14 protein-coding genes are annotated in these 14,673 nt (G+C 72.4%); 9 read left to right on the top strand and 5 right to left on the bottom strand.

Translation table 11 applies throughout. The features are described from left to right. The first annotated feature begins 9 nt into the window (after nucleotides 1–9). From OG392_RS16715 to OG392_RS16695, 5 genes are all read left to right on the top strand, one after another. Nucleotides 10–549, top strand: coding sequence for a DinB family protein (locus tag OG392_RS16715; RefSeq protein ID WP_329280136.1), 540 nt, complete (start codon nucleotides 10–12; stop codon nucleotides 547–549). A 45-nt stretch (nucleotides 550–594) separates the two neighbouring features. After that, a complete protein-coding gene (locus tag OG392_RS16710) occupies nucleotides 595–1,209 on the top strand; it encodes a PadR family transcriptional regulator (RefSeq protein ID WP_329280133.1) in 615 nt (204 codons plus the stop codon). 136 nt (nucleotides 1,210–1,345) lie between these two features. Further along, complete coding sequence (locus OG392_RS16705) at nucleotides 1,346–2,380, top strand: ATP-binding cassette domain-containing protein (protein ID WP_329280131.1); 1,035 nt, start codon at nucleotides 1,346–1,348, stop codon at nucleotides 2,378–2,380. After that, nucleotides 2,377–3,141 (top strand): ABC transporter permease, encoded by a 765-nt coding sequence (locus tag OG392_RS16700; RefSeq protein ID WP_329280129.1) that lies wholly within the window; start codon nucleotides 2,377–2,379, stop codon nucleotides 3,139–3,141. The genes OG392_RS16705 and OG392_RS16700 overlap by 4 nt, the downstream gene beginning before the upstream one ends. 673 nt (nucleotides 3,142–3,814) lie before the next feature. Further along, nucleotides 3,815–4,015, top strand: a complete 201-nt coding sequence (locus tag OG392_RS16695) for a hypothetical protein (protein WP_329280127.1) — start codon at nucleotides 3,815–3,817, stop codon at nucleotides 4,013–4,015. A 34-nt stretch (nucleotides 4,016–4,049) separates the two neighbouring features. On the opposite strand, the gene OG392_RS16690 is transcribed toward OG392_RS16695, so the two are convergent. The 3 genes from OG392_RS16690 to OG392_RS16680 all read right to left on the bottom strand — a co-directional run bounded on the left by OG392_RS16690 (nucleotide 4,050) and on the right by OG392_RS16680 (nucleotide 7,392). Further along, entirely contained in the window at nucleotides 4,050–5,468 is a 1,419-nt protein-coding gene (locus OG392_RS16690) for a glutamate decarboxylase (protein WP_329280125.1), read from the bottom strand. 46 nt (nucleotides 5,469–5,514) lie between these two features. Then, on the bottom strand, nucleotides 5,515–6,798 hold the full coding sequence (locus OG392_RS16685) for an ion channel protein (protein ID WP_329280122.1): 1,284 nt from the start codon (nucleotides 6,796–6,798) through the stop codon (nucleotides 5,515–5,517). Between the two features lie 225 nt (nucleotides 6,799–7,023). Next, the gene (locus OG392_RS16680) at nucleotides 7,024–7,392 is read right to left on the bottom strand and encodes a YbjQ family protein (protein WP_329280121.1); all 369 of its coding nucleotides are present in this window, start codon (nucleotides 7,390–7,392) and stop codon (nucleotides 7,024–7,026) included. Nucleotides 7,393–7,542: 150 nt separating this feature from the next. On the opposite strand from OG392_RS16680, the gene OG392_RS16675 reads away from it, so the two are divergent. Then, entirely contained in the window at nucleotides 7,543–8,253 is a 711-nt protein-coding gene (locus OG392_RS16675) for a DedA family protein (RefSeq protein WP_329280118.1), read from the top strand. A 105-nt stretch (nucleotides 8,254–8,358) separates the two neighbouring features. On the opposite strand, the gene OG392_RS16670 is transcribed toward OG392_RS16675, so the two are convergent. Continuing rightward, complete coding sequence (locus OG392_RS16670; RefSeq protein WP_443054790.1) at nucleotides 8,359–10,077, bottom strand: threonine/serine ThrE exporter family protein; 1,719 nt, start codon at nucleotides 10,075–10,077, stop codon at nucleotides 8,359–8,361. Between the two features lie 115 nt (nucleotides 10,078–10,192). Further along, on the bottom strand, nucleotides 10,193–10,684 hold the full coding sequence (locus OG392_RS16665; protein WP_024758444.1) for an inorganic diphosphatase: 492 nt from the start codon (nucleotides 10,682–10,684) through the stop codon (nucleotides 10,193–10,195). 102 nt (nucleotides 10,685–10,786) lie between these two features. Here OG392_RS16665 and dacB point away from each other — a divergent pair, with 102 nt between their 5' ends. From dacB to tilS, 3 genes are all read left to right on the top strand, one after another. Next, a complete protein-coding gene (gene dacB, locus OG392_RS16660; RefSeq protein ID WP_329280115.1) occupies nucleotides 10,787–12,190 on the top strand; it encodes a D-alanyl-D-alanine carboxypeptidase/D-alanyl-D-alanine endopeptidase in 1,404 nt (467 codons plus the stop codon). Nucleotides 12,191–12,283: 93 nt separating this feature from the next. After that, nucleotides 12,284–13,423: a zinc-dependent metalloprotease gene (locus tag OG392_RS16655; RefSeq protein ID WP_329280113.1), complete on the top strand. Its 1,140-nt coding sequence runs from the start codon at nucleotides 12,284–12,286 to the stop codon at nucleotides 13,421–13,423. Between the two features lie 208 nt (nucleotides 13,424–13,631). Further along, entirely contained in the window at nucleotides 13,632–14,654 is a 1,023-nt protein-coding gene (tilS, locus tag OG392_RS16650; RefSeq protein ID WP_329280111.1) for a tRNA lysidine(34) synthetase TilS, read from the top strand. Nucleotides 14,655–14,673: the final 19 nt, after the last annotated feature.

Below are 14,673 nucleotides of genomic sequence, written 5' to 3'. Positions count from 1 at the left end.
GCGGACATCATGGTGGCTCTTGTTCCCACGGAGGCTCACGGCGACGAGCGCGGCGCGCTCCTCAACTTCGTCGAGGCGCAGCGCGCCGCGCTCCGCCGCGCGGTCCTCGGTCTCAGCGAGGAGCAGGCGGCGAGCCGCCCCAGCGCCAGCGAACTCAGCCTCTCCGGGCTGATCAAGCACGTCGCCGAGGTCGAGCTGAACTGGCTCCGGATGGCCCAGCAGCAGCCGAACGAGCGGGTGCGCACCGAGGCGACCTGGGGCGAGGGCTTCCGGCTCGTGAACGGCGAGACGATCCCGGAGATCGTGGCGTTCTGGGACGGCGTGGCGAAGGAGACCGAGGAGTACGTCCGCTCGGTGCCGAGCCTGGACGACACCTTCCCGCTGCCCAAGGCCCCCTGGTTCCCCGAGGACGGGCGGGTCTCCATCCGCTGGATGCTCCTCCACCTCGTACAGGAGGCCGGCCGGCACGCCGGGCACGCCGACGTCATCCGCGAGTCCCTGGACGGCAAGGGCTCCTTCGAGCTGATCGCGGCGGAGCGGGCGGGGTGACCCCGCGCGCGTACCCTGGTCAAAATTGACTAGGAGGTACGTGGGATGTCGGCGATCCGTCTTCTCGTCCTGGGCGCGGTGAAGCAGCACGGCCGCGCCCACGGCTACCAGGTCCGCAACGACCTGGAGTTCTGGGGCGCGCACGAGTGGTCCCACGCCAAGCCGGGCTCGATCTATCACGCGCTCAAGCAGATGGCCAAGCAGGGGCTGCTGCACGCGCACGAGGTGGCGCCGAGCGCGGTGGGCGGGCCGCCGCGCGTCGAGTACGAGCTGACGGAGAGCGGCCTCGCGGAGTACTTCGCCCTGCTGCGCGAGGCGCTGACCACGTACGACCAGAAGATGGACGTCCTGTCGGCGGGCATCGGCTTCATCGTGGACCTGCCCCGGGCGGAGGCGGCGGAGCTGCTCCGGCAGCGGGTGCGGGCGCTCGACGAGTGGCGGACCTCGGTCACGGAGTACTACACGCCGGAGGGCGGCCCCGGTCAGCTCGGGCACATCGGCGAGATCATGCACATGTGGGTCCACTCGGCGGACGCCGGCAAGGCGTGGACACTCGGCCTGATCGAGCGGATCGAGGGCGGGGCGTACGTGTTCGCGGGCGAGGGCGATCCCTTCGTGGGTGTGCTCGCGGCGGGCGAGGAGAACCCCTACGCGACCTGATCGGGAGCGCGGCCTGATCAGGTGCTGGGGACGAGTGCGGGCTAATCAAGTTTGACTAAGCCCTCGGGAGGGCATACCTTGCTCCGTCGGTGGGAGCTAATCAAATTTGACTAAGAAGATTTCGGGAGGAATCGACATGGCGGCGATTGGGGACGCGATCCTCGTGGAGGGCGCGCGCAAGCGGTACGGCGAGAAGGACGCCCTGTCCGGTCTCGACCTCACGGTCCGGCGCGGCACCGTCCACGGCCTGCTCGGGCCCAACGGCGCGGGCAAGACGACGACCGTACGGATCCTGGCCACCCTGCTGCGCCACGACGAGGGCCTGGTGCGCGTGGCGGGGCACGACGTACGGACCGAGGCCCGTGAGGTACGGCGGCGGATCGGGCTGCTCGGGCAGCACGCGGCGCTCGACGAGGAGCTGGGCGGCCGGCAGAACCTGGAGATGTTCGGCCGGCTCCACCACCTGGGCGCCCGCCGTGCGGGCACCCGGGCCGACGAGCTCCTCGAGCGCTTCGGCCTCACCGACACCGGCCGCAAGCCGGTCAAGCAGTTCAGTGGCGGCATGCGGCGGCGGCTCGACCTGGCGGCCTCGCTGATCACGGAGCCCGAGGTGCTCTTCCTCGACGAGCCGACGACGGGACTCGACCCACGCGGGCGTGGCGAGGTCTGGGAGTCGGTGCGCTCGCTCGTCGGCGGAGGCACCACCGTGCTGCTGACCACGCAGTACCTGGAGGAGGCGGACCAGCTCGCGGACCGGATCTCGGTCGTGGACAGAGGACGGGTCGTGGCCGACGGCACGGCCGACGAGCTCAAGGCCCGGGTCGGGGTGGACCGCATCGACGTCGTCGTACGGGACCGGGCGCGGCTCGACGAGGCGGCCGGACTGCTGCCCGTGCCGCGGGCGGAGGTGACCGTGGACGCCGACCGGCGGCTGCTCAGCGCGCCGGTGGCGGACCGGATGGCCTCGCTCGCCGAGACCGTGCGGGTGCTGGGGGCGGCCGGGATCGAGGCGGAGGACATCGCCCTGCGGCGGCCGACGCTGGACGAGGTGTTCCTGCATCTGACGGGCGGGCCGGGCGGGCCGGGCGGGTCGGACGGGTCGGACGGGTCGGGTGCCTCGGGCGGTGCCCCGGACGGGTCGGGCGCGCGTCAGACGGAGGTGGCGGCATGAGTGCGGCGTACGTGGTGAGCGACTGCTGGACGATGACCCGCCGGGAGCTGGCGCACTGGGCGCGGCAGCCGGTGCAGGTCCTGGTCGGCCTCGTGTTCCCGGTGATGATGCTGCTGATGTTCGGCTATCTGGTCGGCGGCGGCCGGAGCGTCGACGGCGACTACGTCGACTTCCTGGTGCCCGGGATGCTCACGCTGACCATGGTGTTCGGGCTCGAAGGCACCATGACGGCGGTGACGCAGGACCTGAACAAGGGCGTGATCGACCGGTTCCGGGCGATGCCGATGAGCGACGGCGCGGTGCTCGTGGGACGGTCGGCGGCCGACATGCTCCAGTCGGCGGTGGGGCTGTCGGTGATGGTCGGCGTCGGGTACGCGATCGGCTGGCGGGCCGACGGCGGACCGGGGAGCACCCTGGGTGCGCTGGGGCTGCTGCTCCTGCTGCGGTTCGCGATGCTGTGGATCGGGATCTTCCTCGCGCTGGTCGCGGGGCGGGCCGAGCTGGTGCAGGCGGTGCAGATCCTGGTCTGGCCCATCGGCTTCCTCTCCAACGCCTTCGCCTCCCCGGACTCGATGCCGGGCTGGCTCGGCACGTTCGTGGAGTGGAATCCGATGTCGGCGACCGCGACGGCGGTCCGTGACCTCTTCGGCAATCCGGGCGGCGAGCCGGGGCACGTCTGGGCGGCGGTCGTGTGGCCCCTGGCGCTGCTCGCGGTCTTCTTCCCGCTGGCGGTGCGGAAGTTCGGGCGGCTCGGGAAGTGACGGCGAAGTGGTGGCGCCGAGGTGGGAACCCGAAGGCGGTGAGCGGTGTATCGAAAGCAGTGGTTCACCGCGGACCGCCCGAGGGAGGACAGAGGGGACGTCGATGCGCAGGCCCGTGGGAGGAGTGGCCGGCGCCGTCGTGGCGCTGGTGCTGGTCGTGTCGAGCGGGTGTACGGGGTCGAAGCCGGCTCTGGAGGCGGGACGCCGGGGCGAGGGAATGGGTGCTGCGGCGCTCCCCGCTGCCCCTGGTGACGGGGACGGACGGCGTATCGGCGAACGTGCTCCCCCTCGGCCCCGGCCGGGCGCTCGTCGAGGAGGGCGGCGCCGAGCCGGGCGCGCGGACCTGGTTCACGAAGGACGGCGGGCGCACCTGGCGGGCGTGCGACCGGCGTACGGTCGGGACGGCCCCGGAGATACCCGAAGGGGCGGTGCTCGGCACCGACTGCGCCGTGCCGTCCGCGGCCCGGCCGGACGACTGTGCGCGGCAGCGGCTCGTGATGATCTCGCCGCGGGACGGGCGGCGCCGGGCGCTGGCCCGGGTGCCCCTCCTGGGGGCGCGTCCCCGTCCCCAGGAGCAGCCGGAGCCCGACGGGTCCTGGTGGGTCTCGGGCACGGACCCGCTGTCGGGGCGGGCGGCGGTCGCCGTCTCCCGGGACGGGGGCCCGGCGGCAGGGTGGGGATCGGCGCGGAGATCTCGGGGTACGAGAGCGCGGACGGCGGCCGGACGTTCGTCCGGCGCGACGACGGGACGCACCACACCCGCCGCACCCCGCTGGGCCTGCTGCGTGAGGGGTCGCCCTGTACGTACGCGCTGACCGCGGACGGTGTGCGCTGGTCGGAGTTCCGGCTGGCCTGCGGCGAGCGGGTCGGCTGACCGGGCGGGGCAGACGGGAGTTTGACGACAGGCCCTAGTGGTGGAAGGAGGTCGCCGCGGCCCTGTCCTGGGTGAACGGGTGGGACTGGCTCCGCAGTTCGGGCAGCAGTCGGTCCAGGTCCTCGACGAGCAGTCCGGCGAGGTCGGCGGAGAAGCCGTTGCGGCAGACCACGCGCAGCACGGACAGGTCCTCGCGGTGCGGGGGGAAGGTGTAGGCCGGGACCAGCCAGCCGCTCTCGCGCAGCCGCCGGGAGACGTCGAAGACGTTGAAGGAGGTGACGTCGGGGGCGGTGGTGAAGGCGAAGACGGGCAGTTGGTCGCCGCGGGTGAGGAGCCGGAAGTCGCCCATGGCATCGATCCGTTCGGCGAGGCCGCGGGCGATGTCGCGGGAGGTCTGCTGCACCGCCCGGTAGCCCTCCCGGCCGAGCCTGAGGAAGGTGTAGTACTGCGCGACGACCTGGGCGCCCGGCCGGGAGAAGTTGAGGGCGAAGGTGGGCATGTCGCCGCCCAGGTAGTTGACGCGGAAGACGAGCTCCTCGGGAAGTTCGGCGGAGGAGCGCCACAGGGCCCAGCCGACGCCCGGGTAGACCAGGCCGTACTTGTGACCGGAGGTGTTGATGGAGGAGACGCGGGGGAGCCGGAAGTCCCAGATCAGGTCCTCGTCGAGGAAGGGGGCGACCATGGCGCCGGAGGCGCCGTCGACATGGACGGGGACGTCGAGACCGGTGCGTTCCTGGAGGGCGTCCAGAGCGGCGCAGATCTCGGCGACGGGTTCGTAGGAGCCGTCGAAGGTCGAGCCGAGGACGGCGACGACGCCGATGGTGTTCTCGTCGCAGAGCGCGGCGGCGGACTCGGCGTCGAGGTGGAGGCGGTCGCCCTCCATGGGGACGAGCCGGGGCTCGACCTCCCAGAAGTTGCAGAACTTCTCCCAGCAGACCTGGACGTTGACGCCCATGACCAGGTTGGGGCGGGCGGTGCCCGGATAGCGGTCGGCGTGCCGCTTGCTCCAGCGCCGCTTGAGGGCCATGCCGGCGAGCATGCAGGCCTCGCTGGAGCCGGTGGTCGAGCAGCCGACGGCCTTCGCCGGGTCGGGGGCGTGCCACAGCTGGGCGAGCATGGAGACGCAGCGGCGCTCCAGTTCGGCGGTGCGCGGGTACTCGTCCTTGTCGATCATGTTCTTGTCGCGGCACTCGCTCATGAGGACGTCCGCCTGGGGCTCCATCCAGGTGGTGACGAAGGTGGCGAGGTTGAGCCGGGAGTTGCCGTCGAGCATCAGTTCGTCGTGGACGAGCTGGTAGGCGCTCGCCGGGGGCAGCGGGCCCTCGGGCAGCCGGTGGTGGGGCGGGGCCTCGGTCATGCCGCCCACCGGGTTGGCGGCCTCCCCGAAGAAGGGGTTGAGGGCGAGCCGGCGGGCGGGCTCGGCGGGGGCGCCGGGACCCTTGTGGAGCGGCATGGGGGACTCCTTCTGCGCGGCGGGGAGGTTCCCCCGTGGGGCGGGGTCAGTGCAGGGACGTGCCCTCGGCGTCGAGTTCGAGCTGGGGGCGGCCGGTGACGATCAGCCAGGCGGGGAGGGAGGCCAGGCAGAGCAGGGCGAGCATCGCGGGCGAGGCGGCGAGGACCGCGCCGACGAAGAGGCTGATCCAGCCCTGCCGGGTGGTGGCGAGCAGGACGCCGAGGACGGCGGACGAGACGGCGACCGCGGGGTGGACCTCGGGGACGAGGGCCTGGGCGAGCAGCCCGAAGGCGGAGCCGATGAAGACTGCGGGGAAGATCCGGCCGCCCCGGAAGCCGCAGGAGGCGGCGACGAGGAGGGCGAGGAGTTTGATCACGGCGAACTTGGCCAGTTCGCCGGAGGACCAGCTGCCGATCGAGGCGGCGAGCTCCTTGATCTCGGCCAGGCCTTTGAAGAGGGTCAGCTGCCCGCCGATGGCGCCCAGGAGTCCGAGGACGAGGCCGCCGATGGGCAGCATCAGCATGGGGTGGCGCAGGCGCTGGAAGGCGGCGTGGACGTAGGGGAAGAGGTAGCAGGCGGCGAGTCCGAAGACGGCCGCGGCGGAGGCGATCACCAGGGCGGCGAGCAGGTCGCCCCAGCCGGGGTCGGTGAGGGGCGGGAGCCCCATGTCGAAGCTGGGTTCGGCCAGCAGCTGGGTGGTCATGGCGCCGGCGCCGGCGGCGACGAGCGGGGCGAAGAGCCGGTCCCAGAGCGAGCCGCGGCCCGGTTTGCCGACGAGGGCCTCGGAGATGACGAGGGCGGCGGCCACGGGAGTGCCGAAGAGGGCGCCGATGGTGGCGGCCGAGGCGAGGGCGACCCAGAAGGCGCCCGGGACGGCGGGGGCGGCCTTGCGGCCCAGCCAGTAGGTGAGGGCGATGTTGGCTTCGATGATCGGGTTCTCGGGGCCGAGGCTGACCCCTCCGGCGAGCGTGAGCGTGCTCGCGAGCAGCAGGCTCGGTACGACGCCGGGGGCGAGCGGTTTGCCGCCGAGGCCCAGGGAGGCCGGGTCGGGCCCGGCGTGCCCGGGGACCTTCCAGATGACGAGGCCCACGGCGATGCCGGCCGCCGTGAGCATGCTGATGGTCCAGAGGGCGGAGTAGTCGCCGATGCCGAGGGCGCCCGGAAGGTCGTGCCAGAGGACGTCCTGGAGCTGCTCCGAGAGGACCTCGATCCCGAGGAACAGCAGGCTCGCCGCGACGCCGACCACGAGCGCGGGGAGCACCTGGGGGAGCAGGACCCGCAGCGGTGTCGTGTCGGCGGGGGGAGGGGGCGGAGCATGATCGGTGGCCACCGACCCACCATAAGTGAGCAAATGCCGCACAACATCCCGAAATTCGGGTCGAACGGACGTGCACCTCACATCGCGTCAGGCCCCGGGGCCGCCCCGCGTACCGGCGAGGCCGCCCCGCGTACCGGCAGCGAGGAGAACGGCGGACGGGCGCGCGGCCGCGGCGGTGGTGGACCTCGCCGAGGCCCACCACCGCCACCCGGGTCCCGCGAGGGCCCGCCGCCGGCCTCAGGCGCGTGGTGCGATCACCACCGCCGTGCCGTACGCGCACACCTCCGTGCCCACGTCCGCCGCGTCGGTCACGTCGAAGCGGAACATCAGCACGGCGTTCGCGCCGCGCGCCTGCGCCTGCTCCACCAGGCGCTCCATGGCCTGGTTCCGGGTCTGCACGAGGGTCTTCGTCAGACCCTTCAGCTCCCCGCCGATCATCGACTTCAGACCCGCGCCGATCTGGCTGCCCAGATGGCGGGAGCGGACGGTGAGCCCGAAGACCTCACCGATGACCTGCCGGACCTCGAAGCCCGGCACGTCGTTCGTCGTCACGACCAGCACGTCGGGATGCGACCCCTGGCCGCCTCCGTAGTCGTCGATGCCCATCGGCATACACCTCCTGGCCCACAGCCTCGGGGGCGCGGGCCCTCTCCGCATCCCGTGGGCCCCGGGTGGAACCAGCCGCGTTCGGCTCACGTTGATAGCTTGGGGCCAGCCGTCCCCCATGCCCCCACCGACCGCAGGAGCCCGGAACCCGTGAACACGCTTGCCCTCGGACCGAGCTGGTTGGACCCGGACTATCTGATCGGGACCTTTGGTCTGATCGGTGTCCTGGTCATCGTCTTCGCCGAGTCCGGACTCCTCATCGGGTTCTTCCTGCCCGGCGACTCGCTGCTCTTCACCACCGGCCTGCTCGTCACCACCGGGAAGCTCGACACACCGCTCTGGCTGGTGTGCACCCTGGTGGTGGCCGCCGCGATCATCGGCGACCAGGTCGGCTACCTCTTCGGCCGGAAGGTCGGCCCGTCGCTCTTCAGGCGCCCGGACTCCAAGCTGTTCAAGCAGGAGAACGTCGAGAAGGCGCACGAGTTCTTCGAGAAGCACGGCCCGAAGTCCCTGATCCTGGCCCGCTTCGTCCCCATCGTGCGGACGTTCACGCCGATCATCGCCGGTGTCAGCCGGATGAACTACCGCTCGTTCATCACGTTCAACATCATCGGCGGCGTGCTGTGGGGCGCCGGCGTGACCCTGCTCGGAGCCTCCCTCGGCAAGATCGACTTCGTGCACAAGCACATCGAGATGATCCTCGTCGGGATCGTCCTGATCTCCGTGGTCCCGATCGTGATCGAGTTCCTCCGGGCCCGCTCCCAGTCGAAGAAGGCGCAGGCCAAGGAGGGCGGCGAGGACCACGACGCCCCCGGCACCCCGAACCCGCAGGGCTCCCGCCGCCGCCACGCCAAGCGCTGAGCCGCACCGGCAGCACCGCGCCGGCACCGGCAGCACCGCACCGGCACCGGCATCCCCGCACCGACACCGGCACCGGCATCCCGCACCGGCACCGGAAGAGACGACCTAGAAGCCCCTGGTCCGCTTGGCCGCACGACGGGCCGCGGCGGCACCGGGGGCCTGCATGAAGAGGCGGGCCAGCTCGCCTCCCAGGTTCACCCCGATCGCGATCGCCAGGGCCAGGGCCGCCGCTTTCGCCAGGGAGGCGAAGCCCTGGTCCAGATTGTTCTGGGCGATCGCGAGCACCCCGAAGTACGTCGCCGAACCGGGCAGCAGCGGTCCGATCGCCGCCGTCACGTACGGCAGCGACGACGTGTGCTCGTAGCGGGCGATCAGCTGGCCGAAGAGTCCCACCAGACCCGCCGCCACCGCCGTCGCCATGACGGTCGACCCCTCCGCGGTCACCGCTATCGACGCGTAGATCACCCAGGCCACGCCGCCGTTCAGCGTCGCGAAGAGCACCGTCGACCGCGACTGCTGCAACAGGATCGCGAAGGTCGCGCACAGCACCATCGACGCCAGGATCTGCGTCACGGGCCGCTCCACCGCCTCCAGCGCCCCCTCCGGGTTCAGCTGCGCGTCGAACTGCACCGCGATGTACAGCACCGACAGCACGCCCACCACGATCGCGACGAAGAAGTACGCGACCTCCAGGAGCCGGGCCGAGGCCGTGATGTAGAAGCCGGTCAGACCGTCCTGCACCGCCGCCACGAGCGCCCGCCCCGGGATCAGCGCGAACAGACCACCGGTGATCACCGCCGACGGCCGCAGATCCGCGTGCAGCATCGTCAGGAGCACCCCCATCGCCGCCGGCGGCATCGCCGCCACCAGGAACTGGTAGAACTCCGGCATCCCGCGCCCGGCGAACAGCCACGCCAGCCGGTCGCCCAGCACCGCGCCCAGCGCCGCCACGAAGAACACCGTCGGACCGCCGCCCAGCAGCACCGAGGCCGCGCCCGCGAGCACACCCGCCGCCGACGTCAGGACCCAGCCGGGGTACGGGTGCCGGTTGCGGCGTATCTCCGCGAGCCGTCCGTAGGCCTCCTCGGGCGTCACCTCGTGCGCCCGCGCGTTGATGTCCGCCAGCAGCGTGTACACCGCCGCGAGTCGCGTGTAGTCCGTGCCCCGGCGCCGTACCGTCCGGTTCGCCGTGATCGGGTCGTCCACGAGCGACGGCTGGTACGTCACGGACAGCAGGGTGAACGTCACCGTCGGCTCGACCCGGTCCAGACCGTACGAGCGGCAGATCGCGAACATCGCCGCTTCGACGTCCTCCGCACCCTCCCCGCCCGCGAGCAGCAGCTCGCCGATACGCAGGGTCAGGTCGAGCACACGCGGCACCGAGGGACCGCTCTCGTCCTCCTTGCGCGGCGCCTCGGGCACCGGCCGCTCACCGACCGGCAGCCGCAGCATGGTCCGCATCCGGTCCTGCCACGGCGCGTTCTGCGAGAGCCGCACCAGCGGTACCCCGTACGCCGGGGTGAAGGCCGGCGGCGAGTTCCTGGCCGAGTACGTGGCGGGCGGCGCGAACGCCGAACCCTCCTGCTCGGCCGGCGGCTCCGTCGTCAGTCCTGGCGGAAGGGCGAACTCGGAGGTCGGGTGCTCCTCCTCCGACGGCGCGGGCTGCTCCACCCCCACCGGCGGCACGAAAGCGCTCCGTGCCTCGTCCGACAACGGCTTCCGGTCCTCGGGAGAGTCCACCGGAAAGTTCACCGGGACGTCCTCGGGGACCCCCGCCGTACCGTCCCCGGCACCGTCCTTCGAGCCGTCCGGCTCCGCCACCACTCTTTCCTCCTCACTCCCTGGGAACCGTGGATTCCAGTATGAGCGTGCGAGGGATGTGCGAAAGGCGGTGCACCCAACGGGTGCACCGCCTTCACACGCTCAGAACAGAACCGGCTCAGTGGCCGCCCTGCTCCTTGGCGCGCGCGTACGACTTCTCGATCTCTTCCTCGGCCTCGGCGCGACCGACCCAGTCGGCACCCTCGACCGACTTGCCCGGCTCCAGGTCCTTGTAGACCTCGAAGAAGTGCTGGATCTCCAGGCGGTCGAACTCCGCGACGTGGTGGATGTCCCGCAGGTGCTCCATGCGCGGGTCCGTGGCCGGGACGCACAGCAGCTTGTCGTCGCCGCCCGCCTCGTCCGTCATGCGGAACATGCCGATCGCACGGCACTTGATCAGGCAGCCCGGGAAGGTGGGCTCGTCGAGGATGACGAGTGCGTCCAGCGGGTCGCCGTCCTCACCCAGGGTGTTCTCGACGTAGCCGTAGTCGGTCGGGTAGGCCGTCGACGTGAACAGACGACGGTCCAGACGGATGCGACCCGTCTCGTGGTCGACCTCGTACTTGTTACGCGATCCCTTGGGGATCTCGATGAGAACGTCGAACTCCACGGGTGGCTCCTCCTGAATCAACACAACTGAATGCTCGCGACGACGCGCGGTGATTAAGTGTCCCTCACGCACGTGTGTGATCGCGAAAGGGGCTGGTCAGCAATGCCCGAGCCGAGGATGTGGCAGCTCACGGCGGGCTCCGCCGCCCTCGGACTGGCCCTGGCCGCCGTGGCGGTGACCGCGGCCGGTCCGTGGGACTCGGGTCAGCGTACGGCGGAGCGGGCCCGCGCCGCCGCCCCGGCGGCGGGTGGCGCGCGTCACGCCCCGCCCCCCGCGCCCGCGCCGCCCAGGCGCCCCGCACCCGCCCCGAGCGCCCCCGGCGTCCTCACCGCCCTGCACGCCCCGGCCCCGGCCGGCCGGCCCGCGGACCTCGCCGCCCGCCTCGTCCCGCTCCTCGCCGACCCCGGACTCGGCCCGCTGCGCACGGCCTCCGTCGTCGACACCGCCACCGGCAGACAGCTGTACGGCGAGGGCGCCGGCACCCCCATGACCCCCGCCTCCACGGTCAAGATCGCCACCACCGCGGCTGCGCTCTCCGCCCTCGGCCCCGACCACCGCATCGCCACCACCGTCACCGCCGCCCCCGACGGCCGGACCGTCACCCTCACCGGCGGCGGCGACCCCACGCTCGACCCCGCCCGCCTCAAGGCCCTCGCGACCGACACCGCCCGCGCCCTCACCGCCCGCGGCCACACCTCCGTACGCCTCACCTATGACACGCACCTCTACGCCGGCCCCTCCGTCCACCCCATCGGCCCCAACGAGAACATCGCCCCCGTCGTCGCCCTCATGACCGGCGAAGGACGCCTCGACGACAGCCGGAGCGGCCCCGCGCCCCGCACCGGCGACCCCGCGGGCGACACCGCCGCCGCCTTCGCCGGCCACCTCACCGCGGCCGGCGTCAAGGTCACCGGCGACCCGGCCCCCGGCCGCACCCCGAAGGCCGCCCCCCTCGCCCGTACCTACTCGGCCCCCCTCGCCGACCTCGTCGAGCGCACCCTCACCCACAGCGACAACGACCTCGCCGAAGCCCTCGCCCGGCAGACCGCCCTCGCCCGCGGGAAGCCCGCGAGCTTCGAAGGCGCCGCCAAGGCCGTCCGGGAGGAACTCGCCCGCCTCGGCCTCCCCGTCGCCGGCGCCCGCTTCGCCGACGGCAGCGGACTCGACCGCCGCGACCGCGTCTCCGCCGCCCTCCTCACCGGGCTCCTCACCCGAGCGGCCGACCCCGCCCGCCCCGCCCTGCGCCCGCTCCTCACCGGACTGCCCGTCGGCGGCTTCACCGGCACCCTCGCGGGCCGCTTCGACACCGAGCCCGCCACCGAGGGCGCCGGACTGGTCCGCGCCAAGACCGGCACCCTGACGGGCGTCAACACCCTCGCCGGGACCGTCGTCACCGCCGACGGACGCCTCCTCGCCTTCGCCTTCCTCGCCGACGGCACCCTCTCCCCGTACGAGGCACAGCCCGCCCTCGACCGCCTCTCCGCCGCCCTCGCCGCACAGGACTGACCACCGCCCGCCCCGCCGGGCACCCCGCCCCGACCCGCACGGAAGCCGTCCCGAACCCACCCCGAACAGCCTTCGAGACCGTACGGTTGACGCATGACGAGCATCGGTGGCGCAGGCACATCCGGGATGGTCGACTGGAACCTCGCGGTCGCGACCGCGACCCGCCTCGTGCGGCCCGGACCCGAAGTCAGCCGCGACGAGGCCCGCGAGGTCGTCGCCGAACTCCGCAAGCACGCCAAGGCCTCGGAGGAACACGTCCGGGCGTACACCCGGATGATCCCCGAGGGCACGGAGCCGCACGACACACCCGTCCTCGTCGTCGACCGGGCCGGCTGGATCAAGGCCAACGTCGCCGGCTTCCGCGAACTCCTCACCCCGCTCCTCGGCAAGATGCAGGACCGCCGCTCCACCACCCCGGGCAACGCCGTCCTCGGCGCCGTCGGCGGCAAGGTCACCGGCGTCGAACTCGGCATGCTGCTGTCGTTCCTCGCCTCCCGCATCCTCGGCCAGTACGAGACCTTCGCCCCCGCCACCCGCGACCTCCCCGCCGGCGCGAACGGCGGCGGACGCCTCCTCCTCGTCGCGCCCAACATCGTCCACGTCGAACGCGAACTCGAAGTCTCCCCGCACGACTTCCGGCTCTGGGTCTGCCTCCACGAGGAGACCCACCGCACCCAGTTCACCGGCGTCCCCTGGCTCCGCGACCACCTCCAGGGCGAAATCCAGTCGTTCCTCGCCGCCACCGACGTCGACCCCGGCACCGTCGTCGAACGCCTCCGCGAGGCCGCCCAGACCCTCGCGGGGGGCCGCCCCGAAGGCGAGGAGGGCGAACCCGCCCCCTCCTTCGTCGAACTCGTCCAGACCCCCGAACAGCGCGAGATCCTCGGCCGCCTCACCGCCGTCATGTCCCTCCTCGAAGGCCACGCCGACTACGTCATGGACGGCGTCGGACCCCAGGTCGTGCCCTCCGTCGCCGAGATCCGCGAGAAGTTCCAGCAGCGCCGCGCCCGCGGCGCCTCCCGGCTCGACCTCGCCCTGCGCAAGGTCCTCGGCCTCGACGCCAAGCTCCGCCAGTACCGCGACGGCGAGCGCTTCGTCCGCGCCGTCGTCGACCAGGTCGGCATGGACGGATTCAACCGCGTCTGGACCTCGCCCAACACGCTCCCCACCAAGACCGAGATCGCCGCCCCCGCCGACTGGATCGCGAGGGTGCACCGTAAGGCAGACTCGTGAGACAGGTGCGGCACACGGCACAGGAACACGTCGGAACGCCCCACCAATCACCCATCCGAGGGACCCTGGGCATGGGGTGAGGCGTGCAATGCTCGGGTAACGGCCGGGTTTCTGTCACCATCGACGCACTCTGAGTGACCGAACCCCCCTTTCCGACCGTTAAGACTCCGACCGAGGCACCCCACCCCATTCACGAAGGGCACCGGACATGGGTCCCCATCCTGCGGTCGCGGCGATACGCCTGGCGGTCCGCCGCGTACTCCACGACGTTCTCACCGAGCACCAGACCGACCTCGCCCCCGCACGCGACGCACACACCACCCCCCTCGTGCTCGTCGCCTGCTCCGGAGGCGCCGACTCCATGGCGCTCGCCTCCGCCCTCGCCTTCGAGGCCCGCAAGCTTCCCGTGCGCGCCGGCGGCATCACCGTCGACCACGGACTCCAGGACGGCTCCGACACCCGCGCGGGCGAGGTCGTCGGACGCATGACCGCACTCGGCCTCACCCCCTCCGAGGCCGTCGCCGTCACCGTCGGCCGCGAAGGAGGCCCCGAGGCCGCCGCACGCGACGCGCGGTACGCGGCCCTCGACGCCGCCGCCGAGCGCCACGGAGCCGCAGCGATCCTCCTCGGCCACACCCGCGACGACCAGGCGGAAACCGTCCTGCTCGGGCTCGCCCGCGGCTCCGGCATCCGCTCGCTCTCCGGCATGGCCGCGATCTCCGGCGCCTCCGGCCGCTACCGGCGCCCGTTCCTCCAGCTCGACCGCCAGACCGTCCGCAAGGCCTGCGTCGCACAGGAACTCGCCGTCTGGGACGACCCCCACAACAGCGACCCGGCCTACACCCGCTCCAGGCTCCGCCACGAAGGCCTCCCCGCCCTCGAGAAAGCCCTCGGCAAGGGCGTCGTCGAAGCCCTCGCCCGAACGGCCCAGCTCTCCCGCGACGACGCCGACGCCCTCGACACCTGGGCCGCCGACGCCGAGTCCCGCGTACGCGACGAGGCGGGCACCCTGGAATGCGCCAAACTCCACGGCCTGCCCCCCGCCGTACGCCGCCGCGTCCTGCGCCGCGCCGTGATCGCCGAGGGCGCACCCGCCGGCTCCCTCTTCGCCCGCCACATCGAAGAAGTCGACCGGCTCATCACCGGCTGGCGCGGCCAAGGGGCCATCAACCTGCCCGGTCGCGTCGAAGCCCGTCGCCAGGGTGGCAGACTGGTCATCCGGCAAGGCTGACGCACGCTGCAACGAAAGT

The sequence above is a fragment of the Streptomyces sp. NBC_00691 genome (genome assembly GCF_036226665.1).
Classification (GTDB): Bacteria; Actinomycetota; Actinomycetes; order Streptomycetales; family Streptomycetaceae; genus Streptomyces.
This window is presented reverse-complemented; position numbering and strand designations above follow the sequence as displayed.

Coding starts and splice junctions, on each gene's coding strand:
- OG392_RS16715 (WP_329280136.1), top strand. CDS start 10: ATGGTGGCTCTTGTTCCCACGGAGGCTCACGGCGACGAGCGCGGCGCG.
- OG392_RS16710 (WP_329280133.1), top strand. CDS start 595: ATGTCGGCGATCCGTCTTCTCGTCCTGGGCGCGGTGAAGCAGCACGGC.
- OG392_RS16705 (WP_329280131.1), top strand. CDS start 1,346: ATGGCGGCGATTGGGGACGCGATCCTCGTGGAGGGCGCGCGCAAGCGG.
- OG392_RS16700 (WP_329280129.1), top strand. CDS start 2,377: ATGAGTGCGGCGTACGTGGTGAGCGACTGCTGGACGATGACCCGCCGG.
- OG392_RS16690 (WP_329280125.1), bottom strand. CDS start 5,468: ATGCCGCTCCACAAGGGTCCCGGCGCCCCCGCCGAGCCCGCCCGCCGG.
- OG392_RS16680 (WP_329280121.1), bottom strand. CDS start 7,392: ATGGGCATCGACGACTACGGAGGCGGCCAGGGGTCGCATCCCGACGTG.
- dacB (WP_329280115.1), top strand. CDS start 10,787: ATGCCCGAGCCGAGGATGTGGCAGCTCACGGCGGGCTCCGCCGCCCTC.
- OG392_RS16655 (WP_329280113.1), top strand. CDS start 12,284: ATGACGAGCATCGGTGGCGCAGGCACATCCGGGATGGTCGACTGGAAC.
- tilS (WP_329280111.1), top strand. CDS start 13,632: ATGGGTCCCCATCCTGCGGTCGCGGCGATACGCCTGGCGGTCCGCCGC.